This is a genomic window from Stenotrophomonas sp. ESTM1D_MKCIP4_1 (assembly GCF_003086895.1).
In the GTDB taxonomy this organism is placed as follows: domain Bacteria; phylum Pseudomonadota; class Gammaproteobacteria; order Xanthomonadales; family Xanthomonadaceae; genus Stenotrophomonas.
Genome location: NZ_CP026004.1, coordinates 333874 through 350036, shown reverse-complemented (window position 1 = coordinate 350036; position 16163 = coordinate 333874). Strand labels below are relative to the sequence as shown.

General features: G+C 68.0%; 16 protein-coding genes. 11 read left to right on the top strand and 5 right to left on the bottom strand.

Features of this window, described 5'->3' with window-relative positions:
- Positions 1-28 precede the first annotated feature (28 nt).
- Positions 29-919 carry a histone gene (locus tag C1924_RS01555; protein ID WP_108763773.1) on the bottom strand — a complete coding sequence of 297 codons (891 nt, stop codon included), beginning with the start codon at positions 917-919 and terminating at the stop codon, positions 29-31.
- A gap of 447 nt (positions 920-1366) precedes the next feature.
- Between C1924_RS01555 and C1924_RS01550 the strand changes: the two genes are divergently transcribed.
- The 9 genes from C1924_RS01550 (at position 1367) to C1924_RS01510 (ending at position 10361) form a co-directional block, all read left to right on the top strand.
- The gene (locus tag C1924_RS01550; protein ID WP_108763772.1) at positions 1367-2800 is read left to right on the top strand and encodes a Do family serine endopeptidase; all 1434 of its coding nucleotides are present in this window, start codon (positions 1367-1369) and stop codon (positions 2798-2800) included.
- Between the two features lie 101 nt (positions 2801-2901).
- Complete coding sequence (locus tag C1924_RS01545) at positions 2902-3264, top strand: hypothetical protein (RefSeq protein WP_108763771.1); 363 nt, start codon at positions 2902-2904, stop codon at positions 3262-3264.
- Between the two features lie 8 nt (positions 3265-3272).
- Positions 3273-3743 (top strand): phage holin family protein, encoded by a 471-nt coding sequence (locus tag C1924_RS01540; RefSeq protein ID WP_108763770.1) that lies wholly within the window; start codon positions 3273-3275, stop codon positions 3741-3743.
- A complete protein-coding gene (locus C1924_RS01535) occupies positions 3740-4186 on the top strand; it encodes a protein sip-5 (protein ID WP_108763769.1) in 447 nt (148 codons plus the stop codon). Before C1924_RS01540 ends, C1924_RS01535 begins: the two co-directional genes overlap by 4 nt.
- Before the next feature lie 67 nt (positions 4187-4253).
- Positions 4254-5360 carry an AI-2E family transporter gene (locus tag C1924_RS01530; RefSeq protein WP_108763768.1) on the top strand — a complete coding sequence of 369 codons (1107 nt, stop codon included), beginning with the start codon at positions 4254-4256 and terminating at the stop codon, positions 5358-5360.
- A 31-nt stretch (positions 5361-5391) separates the two neighbouring features.
- Positions 5392-6114 carry an HAD family hydrolase gene (locus tag C1924_RS01525; protein ID WP_108763767.1) on the top strand — a complete coding sequence of 241 codons (723 nt, stop codon included), beginning with the start codon at positions 5392-5394 and terminating at the stop codon, positions 6112-6114.
- 3 nt (positions 6115-6117) lie between these two features.
- Complete coding sequence (locus C1924_RS01520; RefSeq protein ID WP_108763766.1) at positions 6118-7485, top strand: M17 family metallopeptidase; 1368 nt, start codon at positions 6118-6120, stop codon at positions 7483-7485.
- Positions 7486-8721: 1236 nt separating this feature from the next.
- A complete protein-coding gene (locus C1924_RS01515; protein WP_108763765.1) occupies positions 8722-9828 on the top strand; it encodes a catalase family peroxidase in 1107 nt (368 codons plus the stop codon).
- Positions 9825-10361 (top strand): cytochrome b, encoded by a 537-nt coding sequence (locus C1924_RS01510; protein WP_108763764.1) that lies wholly within the window; start codon positions 9825-9827, stop codon positions 10359-10361. Before C1924_RS01515 ends, C1924_RS01510 begins: the two co-directional genes overlap by 4 nt.
- A gap of 42 nt (positions 10362-10403) precedes the next feature.
- On the opposite strand, the gene C1924_RS01505 is transcribed toward C1924_RS01510, so the two are convergent.
- The 4 genes from C1924_RS01505 to C1924_RS01490 are packed head-to-tail and all read right to left on the bottom strand — an operon-like array spanning position 10404 to position 13905.
- On the bottom strand, positions 10404-11006 hold the full coding sequence (locus C1924_RS01505; protein ID WP_108763763.1) for a response regulator transcription factor: 603 nt from the start codon (positions 11004-11006) through the stop codon (positions 10404-10406).
- Positions 11003-12217, bottom strand: a complete 1215-nt coding sequence (locus C1924_RS01500) for a sensor histidine kinase (protein WP_108763762.1) — start codon at positions 12215-12217, stop codon at positions 11003-11005. The genes C1924_RS01505 and C1924_RS01500 overlap by 4 nt, the downstream gene beginning before the upstream one ends.
- Positions 12218-12223: 6 nt before the next feature.
- Positions 12224-13000, bottom strand: coding sequence for an ABC transporter permease (locus C1924_RS01495; RefSeq protein ID WP_108763761.1), 777 nt, complete (start codon positions 12998-13000; stop codon positions 12224-12226).
- A complete protein-coding gene (locus tag C1924_RS01490; protein WP_108763760.1) occupies positions 12997-13905 on the bottom strand; it encodes an ABC transporter ATP-binding protein in 909 nt (302 codons plus the stop codon). Before C1924_RS01490 ends, C1924_RS01495 begins: the two co-directional genes overlap by 4 nt.
- 204 nt (positions 13906-14109) lie before the next feature.
- Between C1924_RS01490 and C1924_RS01485 the strand changes: the two genes are divergently transcribed.
- Entirely contained in the window at positions 14110-15360 is a 1251-nt protein-coding gene (locus tag C1924_RS01485; RefSeq protein ID WP_108763759.1) for an efflux RND transporter periplasmic adaptor subunit, read from the top strand.
- A gap of 104 nt (positions 15361-15464) precedes the next feature.
- Positions 15465-16154 carry an ABC transporter ATP-binding protein gene (locus tag C1924_RS01480; protein ID WP_004153799.1) on the top strand — a complete coding sequence of 230 codons (690 nt, stop codon included), beginning with the start codon at positions 15465-15467 and terminating at the stop codon, positions 16152-16154.
- Positions 16155-16163 lie beyond the last annotated feature (9 nt).

Here is a 16163-nt window from a genome sequence, read left to right as displayed (position 1 = left end):
GCGGAAGGGTTCATGGCGCCAGCGCGGATTACTTGCGCTTGGCAGCCTTGCGCACGGCCTTCTTGGCCGGCGCCTTCTTGGCGACAACCTTCTTGGCCGGTGCCTTCTTGGCAGCGACCTTCTTCAGCGGTGCAGCCTTCTTGGCCACGTTCTTGCGGGTGGCGGCAACCTTCTTGCCGACAACCTTCTTGGCGGCCGCGGTCTTCTTGGTGGCGACCTTCTTGGTGGCGGCAACCTTCTTGCCGACAGCCTTCTTGGCCACGGCGGTCTTCTTGGTGGCGACCTTCTTGCTGGCGGCAACCTTCTTGCCGACAACCTTCTTCGCAGCCACGGCCTTCTTGCCGGCGACCTTCTTGGCAGCAACGGTCTTCTTGGCCACAGCCTTCTTGGCCGTCGCGACCTTCTTGCCGACAACCTTCTTGGCAGCGGCCGTCTTCTTGGCGACGGTCTTCTTGGCCACGGCAGCCTTCTTGGTGGCAGCCTTCTTCACGGTGGCGACCTTCTTGCCGGCAACCTTGGTGGCAGCCTTGGTGGTCTTCTTGGCCGCAGCGGCCTTCTTGGTCACAGCCTTGCCGGCAGCAGCCTTCTTCTTGGCCACTTCCTTCTTCAGGGCAGCGGCTTCAGCCTTGGCATTCTTCTTGGCGGCTTCCAGCTTCTTCTTCGCGTTGGCAACGGTCTTGCCAACCGACTTGGCAGCCTTCTCGGCCTTCTTGGCAACGGTCTTCTCGACCTTGGCCACGGCCTTCTTGGCCTTGGCAACGCGGGTACCGGCAGCCTTGGTGGCGCGCTTGACGGTCTTCTTGACCGACTTCACGGCGTCTTCGGCGGCGTGGGCGATGGTCTCGCCAACGTTGGTGGCGGTTTCTTTCACGTTCTCGACGGCGTCGGTCACGACCGACACACCATTACCGTTGCTCATGTTGCCCTCCTGGGGGCCTGGATTGTCAAAACGGGGCGATGCTATACCGACATTGTCCATCGTGGAACGGGGCGCACATGTTCAATCGCATCGGATGCGACGGCACTGGTGTAGGCAACCACCGGCAACGAACCGAACTGCATTCAGAAAACCCCTTTATTTAAGTGCTGCGCGGTGATGCCCGCGTGTGCGCGGGTGTCGTGCCAGCGCTGCCGCCGCGCCAGGGCTCGACAGGCGCGCCATGCGTCACCAGAACGCCCGGATGCGCCGAACTGCGCAAGTATCGGCACGTATCCGCGCGCTTCGTGAGCACGCTTCCCGGGTCGCCACGCGACTCGCGGAGCCGGTATTTTTCATGAGCCATTTATCCGGATCGCGACACACTCATTCAGCTTGTTCTACCGTATAGGCCTACGGCCCCACTCCACCGCCTGCGAACCGACTCCCATGCGACCGCTACCCACCCTGCTCACGCTCGCAATTGCTGCTGCCTTCGGCGGCTTCGTCGCCACCGGCATCAACGCCCACCTGGACAACCGCGCCGACGCGGCACCGCTGCCCGCAGCGCTGCCGACCAGCGCCGCGTTGCCGGCCGCGGTGGCCGGGCAGGCGGTGCCGTCGCTGGCGCCGATGCTGGAAAAGGCCATGCCGGCCGTGGTCAGCGTCAACACCAAACAGGTGGTGCGGGTCCGCAATCCGTTCTTCAACGATCCGTTCTTCCGCCGTCTGTTCCCGGACGTACCGCAGGAACGTATCAATGAATCACTCGGCTCGGGCGTCATCATCGATGCCAGCGAGGGCCTGGTGCTGACCAACCACCACGTCATCGACAATGCCGATGATGTGCAGGTGACCCTGGCCGATGGGCGCACGGTGAAAGCCGAATTCCTCGGCTCGGACCGTGACACCGACATCGCGCTGATCCGCATCCCGGCGCAGAACCTCACCGACATCAAGCTCGGCAACAGCGACCAGCTGCGCGTGGGCGACTTCGTGGTGGCCATCGGCAACCCGTTCGGTTTCAGCCAGACGGTGACCTCGGGCATCGTCTCGGCGGTGGGCCGCAGCGGCATCCGCGGCCTGGGCTACCAGAACTTCATCCAGACCGATGCGTCGATCAACCCGGGCAATTCCGGTGGCGCGCTGGTCAACCTGCAAGGCCAGCTGGTGGGCATCAACACCGCCAGCTTCAACCCGCAGGGCAGCATGGCCGGCAACATCGGCCTGGGCCTGGCCATCCCCTCCAACCTGGCGCGCAGCGTGGTCGACCAGCTGGTCAAGCACGGGGTGGTGGTGCGCGGCACGCTGGGCGTGGAAGCGCAGAACCTGAGCACGCAGATCGCGCAGGGGCTGGGCCTGGGTGAAACGCGTGGCGCGCTCATCACGCGCGTGCTGGCCGGTTCGGCCGCCGCTGCGGCCGGGCTGAAGCCGGGCGATGTGGTGGTGGCGGCCAATGGCCAGCGCGTGGACAGCGCCGAAGCACTGCACAACGTGGAGGGCCTGGCCGCCGTCGGCAGCGTGCTTGGCCTGGACGTGCGCCGCGACGGCAAGCCGCTGCAGGTCAAAGCCACACTGAAGGAACAGGCGCGCTCGGTGACCGGCGAAAGCCTCGACCCGCGCCTGGGCGGTGCCACCTTCACCGACCTGCCCGAGTCGCTGCGCCAGTCCGGCGTGGGCGGCGTGCTGGTCAGCGAGGTCAAGCGCGGCAGCCGCGCGGCCAGCAACGGCCTGCAGCAGGGCGACATCATCGCCGAGGCTACCGTGGGCGAATTCGCCGACCTGGCCAGCTGGCGTGCCAACTTCCAGCAGCGCCCGGCCACGCTGGTCCTGCGCATCCTGCGCAACAATGGCCAGCAGCAGGGCCAGCTGGTGATGCGCTGATCGCCCCGCCGTAACACCTCCTATACCCGGCCGATGCTATTGCTGTACGTCCCATCGGCCGAACCCTTCGTTCGTCCCCCCATCGCAACAGGAGTGATTCGATGAGCCCCACCAATACCGAGAACCTGAAGGAACACCTGGGTGAAGCCGGTTCCCACCTGAAGCAGGCTGCCAGTGCTGCTGGCGGTGCGATCAAGGGTGCAACCGGCGCCGCCGGTGACGAACTGCGCATCGGCAAGGCCAACGTCAAGGCCGAGCTGTCCGACAGCGCGCTGTCCGGCCTGGCCGCTGCCGAGTTCGGCGGTGCCGCCGCCAAGGAACAGGTCGACGCACTGATGGACAAGGGCAAGGACCTGGTCGACAGCGCCGCCGAACTGATCCGTGAGCGTCCGCTGGCGTCCTTCGGCGTGGCCTTCGCCGCCGGCTGGCTGATCGCCAAGCTGGCCAGCAGCAGCGACAAGTAAGCTGCGGCGTGAGCGAAGAGAACACCCAGGCACCTGATCCGGCGGCGACCCCGCCGCTGGACGAGAGCATCCGCCAGGTCGGTGCGGCGGGCAAGGCCGCCGCCGATTCGGCCCGCAATTCGCTGCGCTCGCTGCGACGGTTGGCCTCGGCCGATTTCGCACTGGCGCGCAGCGCGTTCGGCCGCGCACTGGCCTGGGCCGGCGTCGGCATCGTGTTCGGTGCCTCCGCCTGGCTGCTGATGGCCGCCACCCTCATTGCCCTGCTGCAGAGCTGGGGACTGAGCTGGCTGCAGGCCCTGCTGATCACCTCGCTGTTGAGCCTGGCCGTCACCGGCTATGCAATCTGGCGGGTGTCCTACTTCTTCCACCACACCGGCATGCACGCCACACGGCGCCAGTTGTCGCGATTGGGCCTGTTTGATGAGCCCAGCGAAGACGACCCTGACGCCGAGGTGCAGATTCCGGAGGGCAAGCCATGAAGTTCGGCGCGCTGCAGCGGCGGGTGAAGCGCTGCGAACAGGTGATGGCCGTGCGCATGGCCGAAACCCAGGACAACTGGACCGTGCTCAGCCAGGTCTGGCGCCAGGGCTGGTCACCGCTGCGCATCATCACCGTGGGCCTTGCCGGTGGCTTCCTCGCCGGCAAGCTGGAAGTGCCGGGCAAGGTCAACGGTGCGCGGTGGCTGCAGATGATCGGCTCGGTGTCCAACCTGTTTGCCAGTGGCCAGGCCGCTTTTGCCGCTGCAATGGCCGCACATGCGGCCGATACTGCGGATGAAGCGGCGGACCAGGCCGATGAAGCGGCCGAGCAGATGGCACCACAGGGCGCTTCCCGCCCTGCCCCTGCGCCGCCGGCCACGCCCGAACCGGAACTGCGTGAACCGCAGCCGGCCGAAGCCGCCACCGACGTCTCCGAACGTTGACTTGACGCACCCGCCGCGTTGATCGCGGCGGGCGGATAATGGGCCTCCTTTCCCGGTCGGTGCGTCGATGAGCGAGTCCCTGTTGTCCCCTGCCGCACCCGCACCGGAAAACGCCGCCCCGCCGCCACCGCCCTCGCGCCCGCGCGGGCCGATGTCGCTGGTGGTGCTGGCCACCCTGGCCGTGGCTTTCACCCTGTGGGCCGCGCAGGACATCATCCTGCCGGTGCTGCTGGCCATGTTCTTCGCCCTGGTCGGCAACCCGATCCTGCGCTTCCTGCGCCGGCTGTGGATTCCGCGCGCGGTCGGTGCGCTGCTGATCCTCGGCACCGGCCTGGGGGTGACCGCTTCGCTGGGCGTGCAGCTGATCGGCCCGGCGATGGACTGGGCCCAGGAAGCGCCGCAGCAGCTGCGCAAGGTCGCCCGCCAGATGCAGGACCTGACCAGACCGGTGCAGCAGGCCAACCTGGCAGCGGAGAACTTCGCCCGCGCGGCCGGCGGTGAAAGCAACCGCAAGATCCAGATCATCCGCACCCAGCTGGACGACCCCTACCGCATGCTGACGCGGGCGCCCAAGCTGGCCGCCTCGGTGCTGGCGGTGGTACTGCTCACCCTGTTCTTCATGATCTATGGCGAAAGCCTGCAGCGCGCGGCCATCGCCCTGTTTCCCAACCGCCAGCAACAACGCTTCACCACCGACATCCTGCGCTCGATCGAACGTGAGGTTTCGCGCTACGTGCTCACCATCAGTGTCATCAACACGCTGGTCGGGCTGGTGTTTGCCGGCGTGCTGATGCTGCTCGGCATCGGCCTGCAGGAGGCGCTGTTGTGGGGCACGGTGGCGGCGCTGCTGAACTTCGCGCCGTACGTGGGCCCGCTGATCGGCGTGGCCATGATGCTGCTGATGGGCTTCGTCGAATTCCGCGATCCGCTGCAGGCGGTGCTGCCCGCGGCCGCCTACCTGGCCCTACATACCCTGGAAGGGCAGCTGGTGACCCCCATCGTGCTGGGACGGCAGATGAAGCTGTCGCCGCTGGTGCTGATCCTGGCCCTGATGGTGTTCGGCTGGGCCTGGGGCATGGTCGGCCTGCTGCTGTCGGTACCGCTGCTGGTCTGCATCAAGCTGGTGCTGGCCCGCCTTGAAGGCATGCAGGGCTGGGCGCGGCTGCTGGAATGAAAGCCACCGCGCGCAGGCGTAGAATGACCGGGTGAAATTTCCCGTCCAAGCCATCACCCTCGACCTCGACGACACGCTGTGGCCGTTCGCGCCGATCGGCGCCCGCATCGACGTGGTCCTGCACGAATGGATGTGCGAACACAGCCCCGCCACCGCCGCCCTGTATCCGGTGGCGGCGATGCGCGAACTGCGCGAGCGCTCCTACCGCGACAATCCGCACCTGCACTTCGACCTGAGCGCGCTGCGCCGGTTGACGATCCAGGAAGCGCTGCAGAACAGCGGCGCCAGCCTGGACCTGCTGGAGCCGGCCTACGAAGTGTTCTATGCCGCGCGCAACCAGGTGGAGTACTACCCCGACGCGCTGGAGGCGCTGACGCGCATCGCCGCGCGGGTGCCGGTGGCGGCGCTGAGCAACGGCAACGCCGACCTGGAGCGGATCGGCCTGTCGCATCTTTTCGCCTTCCAGCTGGGCGCGCGCGAACATGGCGCGGCCAAGCCGGAGGCCAGCATCTTCCATGCCGCCTGCGACCGCCTGGGCGTGGCCCCGGCGCAGGTGCTGCACGTGGGCGACCATATCGAGATGGACGTGGCCGGGGCGATCGCCGCCGGCCTGCGCGGCTGCTGGATCAACCGCGACGCCGCCCCCTGGACCCATCCGCAGCTGCAGCCGGACCTGCAGTTCGACACCCTTACCGGCCTGGCCGACTGGTTGGACGCCAACCTCGATGCCACCGACGAACACCGGAGTAACTGACGCATGAGCGAGATCACCGGCTTCACCGCCACCGCTACCGCCGCACTGCCGCTGCACGTGCTGGACCGTACCGCGTTCGCCGCCTGGAAGGCCGCACAGCCAGCCGCACAGCAGGCGTGGCTGGATGCACAGGGCTTCACCGCCGGCGCCCACAGCGTGGCCCTGCTGCCGGGCGAGAACGGCCTGGCCGGTGCGGTGATCGGCGTAGGCGAACGCGCCGATGCCTACGCCTATGCACATGCCCCGCATGCCCTGCCCGAAGGCAGCGTGTGGCAGCTGGCCACCGAACTGCCGGACGCCGAACAGGCGCTGCTGCAGCTGGGCTGGGGCCTGGGCAGCTACCGCTTCGACCGCTACCGCAAGCGCAACCGTGCGCCGGCGCAGCTGCTGGCCAGCCCCAGCGCGGAAGTGGCCGACCTGATTGCCGCCAGCCTGCGCGTGCGTGACTGGGTCAACACCCCCACCGAGGACATGGGCCCACAGCAGCTGGAAGACGCAGCACGTGCGCTGGCGGAAGCCCACGGCGCGCAGATCGAGGCCATCACCGGTGATGAACTGCTGAAGCAGAACTTCCCGGCCATCCATGCGGTGGGCCGCGCCTCGCACCGCGCGCCGCGCCTGATCGTGCTGCGCTGGGGCAAGGACAGCGACCCGGCGCTGGCCCTGGTCGGCAAGGGCGTGTGCTTCGACACCGGCGGCCTGGACATCAAGCCGGCCGATGGCATGCGCAACATGAAGAAGGACATGGGCGGTGCCGCCCACGCGCTGGCCCTGGCCGGGCTGGTGATGGCCCAGCAGCTGCCGGTGCGCCTGACCCTGCTGATTCCGGCGGTGGAAAATGCGATCGGTCCCGATGCCTTCCGTCCCGGTGAGATCATCGCCACGCGCAAGGGCCTGAGCATCGAGATCGACAACACCGATGCCGAGGGCCGGGTGATCCTGTGCGATGCGCTGACCTTCGCCGGCGAGCAGACGCCCGACCTGGTGCTGGACTTCGCCACCCTGACCGGCGCGGCGCGCATCGCCCTGGGCCCGGATCTGCCGGCGCTGTTCAGCAATGACGACACGGTGGCCCAGCAGTGGCTGCAGGCCGGCGATGAAACCCGCGACCCGGTGTGGCGCATGCCGCTGTGGCGCCCGTACCTGCGTTACCTGAGCAGCGGCGTGGCCGACCTGGCCAATGCCGGTTCGCGCATGGCCGGCTCGGTCACCGCCGCGCTGTACCTGGAGCGCTTCCTGGAAAACGACCAGCGCTGGGCGCACCTGGACGTGTACGCCTGGAACGACGGTGAACGCCCGGGCCGTCCGGCCGGCGGCGAAGCCCTTGCCCTGCGTTCGGCCTGGGCAATGCTGAAGGCGCGGTACGGCTGAGCCCCCGAAGCCTGCACCACGGTAGAGTCGACTGTCAGTCGACTATCGCGCGCAGCGCGGGGTTTTTCCACGGCCGATTGAAGATCAGTCGACCAACGGTCGACTCTACCCACAGCCGGCAGCGTGCAGCACGGTAGAGTCGACTGTCAGTCGACTATCGCGCGCAGCGCGGGGTTTTTCCACGGCCGATTGAAGATCAGTCGACCAACGGTCGACTCTACCCACAGCTGGCAGCGTGCACCACGGTAGAGTCGACTGTCAGTCGACTATCGCGCGCAGCGCGGGGTTTTTCCACGGCCGATTGAAGATCAGTCGACCAACGGTCGACCCTACCCACAGCCGGCAGCGTGCAGCACGGCAGAGTCGACTGTCAGTCGACTATCGCGCGCAACGCGGGGTTTTTCCACGGCCGATTGGAGATCAGTCGACCAACGGTCGACTCTACCCACAGCCGGCAGCGTGCAGCACGGTAGAGTCGACTGTCAGTCGACTATCGCGCGCAGCGCGGGGTTTTCCATGGCCGATTGGAGATCAGTCGACCAACGGTCGACTCTACCCACAGCCGGCAGCGTGCAGCACGGTAGAGTCGACTGTCAGTCGACTATCGCGCGCAGCGCGGGGTTTTTCCACGGCCGATTGAAGATCAGTCGACCAACGGTCGACTCTACCCACAGCTGGCAGCGTGCACCACGGTAGAGTCGACTGTCAGTCGACTATCGCGCGCAGCGCGGGGTTTTTCCACGGCCGATTGAAGATCAGTCGACCAACGGTCGACCCTACCCACAGCCGGCAGCGTGCAGCACGGCAGAGTCGACTGTCAGTCGACTATCGCGCGCAACGCGGGGTTTTTCCACGGCCGATTGGAGATCAGTCGACCAACGGTCGACTCTACCCACAGCCGGCAGCGTGCAGCACGGTAGAGTCGACTGTCAGTCGACTATCGCGCGCAGCGCGGGGTTTTCCATGGCCGATTGGAGATCAGTCGACCAACGGTCGACTCTACCCACAGCCGGCAGCGTGCAGCACGGTAGAGTCGACTGTCAGTCGACTATCGCGCGCAGCGCGGGGTTTTTCCACGGCCGATTGAAGATCAGTCGACCAACGGTCGACTCTACCCACAGCCGACATTGGCGGGCCTTGGAAGTTTGACGAAAAATTGAATTTCGGCACTGGCCGGGTTCTGCGAGGATGTGCGGGTCGACCACCCACACGATCCGTGAAGGCAGGAACCCGACCATGTCGCTCTTCCGCTACACCCGCGCCGGGCAGACCCCGGGCGCACCGCGCAGGCACTCCCCACTGCCCTGGATCGCCCTGATCGCACTGATCCTGGGCGGCGTCGCACTGGCCTTCGCCTGGCTGGCCGGCTGGGTTGGCAACCGCCTTACCGCGCAGCGCTTCACCGACACCATCGAAGCCACCGGCCCGGCCCACCCGGGTTTCCGCCGCGCACACAGCAAAGGCATCTGCGTCAGCGGCTGGTTCGAGCCCAGCGCACAGGCGCCCACCTTGTCCAGCGCGCGGGTCTTCAAGCAGGCCCGCGTGCCGGTGATGGGCCGCCTGTCGATCGGCGGTGGCGATCCCTACGGCGCCGACAACACCGCGCGCGTGCGCAGCATGGCCGTGCAGATGGTCAGCGATGACGGCCAGGAATGGCGGATGGCGATGAACAGCTTCCCGTTCTTCGCCGTGCCCGATGCCGAAGCCTTCTACGAGCAGACCCGCGCCTCCATTCCCGACCCGGCCACCGGCAAGCCCGACCCGCAGAAGATGGTGGCGGTGCTGGCGAAATACCCCAGCGCGCAGGCCTTCCAGCACTGGGCGAAAACCGCACCGTGGACCAGCAGCTGGGCCGATACCACCTACAACAGCGTCAACAGTTTCTGGTTCACCAATGCGCAGGGGCAGAAGCGTGCCGTGCGCTGGCGCTGGCAGCCGCAGGCCCCGGTGGCGGAAATGGATGCGGAAACGCGCAATCAGGCCAGCGCCGATTTCCTCAGCCAGGAACTGCAGCAGCGCCTGGCCCAAGGCCCGGTGCGCTGGAACCTGGTGGTCAGCATTGCCGCGCCCGACGATGCCATCAATGATCCATCGACGCCGTGGCCGGACTCGCGCGAGCAGGTCGTGGCCGGCGTGCTCAGCCTGGACCGCATGCAATCGCAGGAAGAAGGCGCCTGCGGCCAGATCAACTTTGATCCGCTGATTCTGCCCAGCGGTGTGCGCGGCAGTGATGACCCGATCCTGGCCGCGCGCTCGGCCGTGTACTCGCAGTCCTTCAACCGCCGCGAACGCGAACGCGCCGCCGGCAACGTCGAACAACCGAAGCAGGAGGGCGCACGATGAGTACCGGCAACGGCCACTTCAACCTGCTTGCGCGCCTCCTGCACTGGACCATGGCGGTGATGATCATTGCCATGCTGTTCATCGGCGTCACCATGGTCGCCTCGCTGCACTTGCGGCCGATGCTGATCGACCTGCACCGCCCGCTGGGCATCGCCATCCTCGTGCTGGTGCTGCTGCGCCTGTACAACCGCCTGCGCCATCGCCCGCCCCCGCTTCCGGCCGATCTGCCCGCATGGCAGGCGCTGGCAGCCACGGCATCGCACTGGATGCTGTATGGGCTGATGCTGGCGATGCCGCTTATCGGGTGGGCGATGCTGTCGGCCGGTGGCTATCCGATCACCCTGTGGGGCGGCCTGCACCTGCCGCCGATCGTGCCGCACACCCCGGCGCTGTATGCGGCCCTGCGCAACGCGCACAGCCTGCTGGCGTATGTGCTGTTCGCCACGGTGCTGATGCACGTGGGGGCGGCGCTGTTCCACCTGTGGGTGCGCCGCGATGGCGTGTTCCAGGCGATGGCTCGCGGAAAGGATTGAGCAGCGCGCAGCGGCGAACAGCAGCCGAGCGTGGGCTCGGCTCTACAGCCAGCCCTTCTGCCGCGCCAGCCGGTACGCCTCGATGCGGTTGGCCACGCCCAGCTTGCCGATGCATTCGGACAGGTAATTGCGCACCGTGCCGTGCGACAGCCCCAGCTGCTCGGCAATCTCGCTGGCCGTGCGGCCCTCGCCGGCCAGGCGCAGCACGCGCCGTTCGCGGTCGGTCAGCGGGTCGGCCTGCGACCACGCGTCCATCGCCAGCTGCGGGTCGATCGCGCGGATGCCCTGCTGTACCTTGCGCAGCGCGTCGGCCAGGTTCTCCGCCGGGGCATCCTTCAACAGATAACCCAGTACGCCCGCTTCCAGCGCGCGGCGCAGGAAACCGGCACGGGCGAAGGTGGTCACGATGACCACCTTGATCGGAAGTTCGTGGCGGGCGATGCGCTGGGCCAGTTCCAGGCCGGTCAGGCCGGGCATCTCGATGTCGGTCACCAGGATGTCCGGCTGCAGCTGCTGCAGCATGCGCCAGGCGGACTCGCCGTCGGCGGCACTGCCCAGCACCTCGATGTCCGGCTCCAGGCCCAGCAGCGCCGACAGCGCGCCGCGCACCATCGCCTGGTCCTCGGCCAGCAGGATGCGGATCATGCCTCACCCTCCTGTGCCAGCGCCCCCGGCGGGACCGGTGCCGTCACCGCCGCCAGCGGCACGCGCACGCTCAACACCGTGCCCTCGCCCTTGGCCGACTGCACCTGCAGCTGCCCGCCCAGCGCGGCCACGCGCTCGCGCATGCCGCACAGGCCATTGCCTTCGGCCTGCAGGCCGCCGCGTCCGTCATCCCGTATCTGCATCACCAGCTGTCGTCCTTCCTGCATGAACGCGACCTGCGCCTGGGTGGCCTGCGCATGCCGCACGATATTGGTGGCCGCCTCGCGCAGCACCAGGGCCAGGCCACGCTCGACCTCCACCGGCATCGGCGGCGGCACCGCGTACTGCAGGTGCACCTGCTGGCATTCCAGCAGCAACCGCGCCGAGGCCAGCTCGCCGGCCAGATCGCTGGCGCGGATGCCGGTGACCGCACTGCGCACCTGCGCCAGTGCTTCGCGCGCAATCGCCTCGGCCTCGCCGATCTCCTGCCGCGCACGCGCGTCATTGCGGTCGTACAGCTTGCGCGCCAGCTCCAGCTTCAGCGTGATCAGCGACAGCGTGTGGCCCAGCAGATCATGCAGGTCGCGGCCGATGCGTTCGCGCTCGGCGGTGGTGGCCAGCCGCCGTACTTCGTCCTGCGACAGCTGCAGGGCCACGTCGCGCTGGTGGCTCAAGGCTTCCACGTTCACCACCAGGCCGACGATGAAGGACACCGCCGGCATCCACACCAGTGCCTGCCACGGGTAGCCGAAATACAGCGCGGCCGAACAGAACAGCAGGTTCAGCGCGGTCAGCTGCAGCAGGTACATCCACCAGCTGCTGCGTCCGTTCATGCGCAGCAGCACGCAACCGAACACGAAGTAGCTCAGGCCCGAGGGATACCAGGGCAGCAGCACCAGCGACAGCGCGATCATGGCCAGCGCATAGCGCGGCCCGTGGTGGCGCGGCGCCAGCATCACCCGCGCATACAGCAGCAGGAACACCGGGTAGCTGGCCAGCGTGAGGAACAACCACCGCAGGGTGAAGCCACCGCCCATCGCCGGCGTCAGGAAGATCCACACCGACCACAACAGATGGATCGCGCCGCCCCAGGGCGACTTGCCACGCCGCAGCTGATCGGCCACGGCCGAATCCGGCGCAGGGCGCAGCAGTGAGGCAAGCCAGCTCGACGACACGGGCGGATCCAGGCGGGGATGTTCGCTGCCGATCATGCCAGTTCAGCCGATGCGGCGCAGGCGACGGCGCGCCAGCAGCAATGCGGCCACGGTTACCCCCAGCAGCACCAGCAGGTGGCCGGCGATGCTGCCCACCGCCGGCTGCCCCACCACCGGCAGCGCCAGCTGCGCCAGGTGCCAGGTGGGCCACAGCGGTGCCATCGTCGAAAACAGCGTCGGCAGCGCCGACAGCGGCAGCCATAGCCCCGACAGCAGCGCCAACGGCAGGTACACCAGGTTGACCATCGCCGGTGCCGCGCTGGCGCTGGCATGGCTGCCGATCAGCAGGCCGATGGCTCCCAGCGGCAGGGCGGCCAGCGCCGCGACGGCCAGCAGCTGCAGGATCTGCTGCGCCTGCAGGTGCACACCGCCGAGGGTGCAGGCCACGGTGACCAGCAACCCCGCCACCAGCAGCGCGAACAGCACCGCCATCGCCAGCCGCGCCAGCAACGGTGCCGCCGACGGCATCGGCAGCGCGCGCTTGAGGGTCAGCAGGCCGCCTTCGCGATCCAGCGCCAGCTGTACACCGAAACCGAACAGCGCGGGTGCCATCGCGCCGAACACGCAGTAGGTGGCCAGCAGGTACAGCGGCGCATGACCGCGCCCCAGCAGCACGCCGAACAACAGGTAGAACAGCACCGGGAACAGCAGCGACGGCACCGCGAAGGCCGGTGTCCGCCAGGCACGGCGCAGTTCGGCCTGCAGTTCGGCGATGTAGGGACGCAGGGCGGCACGCACGGAAGCGCGCGGCGCAGCGAGGGTACGGGTCACGGTGTTCATGCGGCCTCCCGGGTCATGTCGAGGAAGGCGTCGGCCAGTGCCGCGCCCTGTACTTCCAATTCCTGCAGCTGCGCATCGGCGGCCAGCAGGCGCGCCACCACCGGTTCGGCGGGGCTGGCCAACACCTGCAGGTGCGCGCCGTCGCGCTGCACCTGCTGCACACCCGGCCACTGCTGCACCGCTTCAATGGCCAGCGTGCTGCGGCAGCGGATGCGGCGCGGCCGGTCGGCCAGGCGCAGCGCGGCCAGCGGCGCATCGGCCAGCACGCGGCCCTGTTCCAGCACCACCACCTGCTGCGCCAGGGCTTCGGCTTCTTCCAGGTAGTGGGTGGTCAGCAGCACGCCGCAGCCTTCGGCCACCAACTGCCGGATCGCCTGCCACATCACCTGCCGTGCCTGGATGTCCAGGCCGGTGGTGGGCTCATCCAGGAACAGCACGCGCGGGCGGCCGCACACGGCGATGGCGAACTGCACCGTGCGCTGCTGGCCACCGGAAAGCTGCCCGTAGCGCCGGCGGGCCAGGTCCTGCAGGCCGGTGCGCTGCAGCACTTCGGCCAGCGGCATCGGTTCGGCATAGCAGGCACTGGCCTGCGCCACCAGTTCATCCACCTGCAGCATCGGCGGCAGGCTGGTGCTCTGCAGCATCACGCCCAGCCGCGCCCGGCTGGCGCGCTGCTGCGGGTCGCCACCCAGCAACTCGACCTGGCCCGCATCGGCGCGGCGCAGGCCCAGCAGCACGCTGATCGCGGTACTCTTGCCAGCACCGTTGCGGCCCAGCAGGGCCAGGACCTGGCCGGCGCGGACCTGCAGGTCGACACCCTGCAGTGCAGCATGGCCAGCGTAGTGCACCTGCACCTGGTGCAGGCGGGCCAGCGGGGCCGTTGTGGGGGCAGCGGTCGGATCCATGGGTGCGGTACCGGTAGCGGGGACGTTGCCATCCTGTACCGCCCCGGTCACGTTTCGCAGTGGCCGCCGTCATCAGCATCGGATGACAGCTGTCACTGCCCTCCTGCCCCGTGCCACCTGCATGCTGTGCCGCACGCTCTGCCACCGGAACCGCTGCTGTCGCCCTTCCGGCCCTACCCGCCCGAACGCCTGTGATGGAACGCAATGAACGCTTCTGCCGAGTTGTTGAAGGAACTCCGTATCGACCGCAAGAGCCCGCCGCCGTCCTCCGGGGATGGTCCGGGCGGACGTCGCTGGCTGTGGATCGCGTTGGTGGTGATCGTGCTGCTGTTGGCCGGCGGTGCCTTCCTGCTGTTCGGCCGCGAGCCGGCGCCTGAAGTCGACACCGCACCGGCCGTGGCGATCCAGCAGGGCAACGCCAGCAGCTCAGTGCTGGATGCCAGCGGCTACGTGGTGGCGCGGCGCATGGCCACGGTCTCGGCCAAGATCACCGGCAAGGTGCGCGAAGTGATGATCGAAGAAGGCATGCGGGTGGAGGCCGGGCAGATCATGGCCACGCTGGACCCGATCGATGCCGATGCACAGCGCAGCCTGTCCGCCTCGCAGGTGCAGGCCGCGCGTGCACAGGTGGCCGGCCTGCAGGCGCAGCAGCGCCAGGCCGCCGCCGAAGCCAGCCGCCTGCAGGCGCTGGTCGGCCAGCAGCTGGTGTCGCGTTCGCAGTACGACCAGGCCGTGGCCCAGCGGGACAGCATCCGCGCGCAGCTGGATACCGCCCAGCGCAACGTCAAGGTGGCCAGCGACCAGCTCGCCATCGCCGATCTGGGCGTGGACAACAACATCGTGCGCGCGCCGTTCTCTGGCGTGGTCACCGCCAAGGCCGCGCAGCCGGGCGAGATCGTGTCGCCGCTGTCGGCCGGCGGCGGCTTCACCCGCACCGGCATCGGCACCATCGTCGACATGGATTCGCTGGAAATCGAAGTGGAAGTGGGCGAAGCCTTCATCGGCCGCGTGCAGCCGAAGATGCCGGTGGAAGCCACGCTCAATGCCTACCCGGAATGGAAGATCCCCGGCGAGGTGATCGCCATCATTCCCACCGCCGACCGCGGCAAGGCCACGGTGAAGGTGCGCGTGGCGCTGAAGGTGAAGGACCCGCGCATCGTTCCGGAAATGGGTGTACGGGTCAGCTTCCTGGAACAGGCACCGCCGCAGGCAGCCGCCAGCACGCCGCAGGGTGTGCGCGTACCGGCCACCGCCGTGGTCGAACGCGATGGCGCCACCGTCGCCTTCGTGCTGGGCGATGCCGACCGCGTACAGCAGCGTGCCGTGCAGGCCGGCCAGGCGATGGGCAAGGACCGTCAGCTGCTGAAGGGTGTCAGTGCGGGCGAGAGCGTGGTGGTCAGCCCGCCGGACACTCTGCGCGATGGCGCCAGGGTTCGGCTGAAACAAGCGCAGTAACGGTCTGGCGCTGTCATGGCGCCGCCGGCAGCACCGTTCCATGCATGCCCTCCGGCCCGTGGCCGGCGCGCGTCCCCGTGTCCCGCCTTTCGTGGAGAACCCCGATGTCGACCCTGGTTTCACTGCGCAACATCACCAAGACCTACCAACGCGGCCCGGAAAAGGTGCAGGTGCTGCACGGCATCGACCTGGACATCGCGCGCGGCGATTTCGTCGCCCTGATGGGCCCATCCGGTTCGGGCAAGACCACCCTGCTCAACCTGATCGGCGGCCTGGACAACCCCAGTGGCGGCGAGATCAGCATTGAAGGCGAGCGCATCGACCAGATGAGCGGCGGCCAGCTCTCCACCTGGCGCAGCCACCACGTCGGCTTCGTGTTCCAGTTCTACAACCTGATGCCGATGCTGACCGCGCAGAAGAACGTGGAACTGCCACTGCTGCTGACTCATCTCAGCGCCGCGCAGCGCAAGCGCAATGCCGAGATCGCGCTGACCCTGGTCGGCCTGGCCGACCGCCGCAGCCACCGCCCCAATGAACTGTCCGGCGGCCAGCAGCAGCGCGTGGCCATTGCCCGCGCCATCGTGTCCGACCCGACCTTCCTGATCTGCGACGAACCGACCGGTGATCTGGACCGGCAGTCGGCCGAAGAAATCCTCGGCCTGCTGCAGCAGCTCAACCGAGAACACGGCAAGACCATCATCATGGTCACCCATGACCCGAAGGCTGCCGAGTACGCCACCCATACGGTGCACCTGGACAAGGGCGAGCTGGCCGACGCCCCACTGGCCCACTGACGGAGGCTG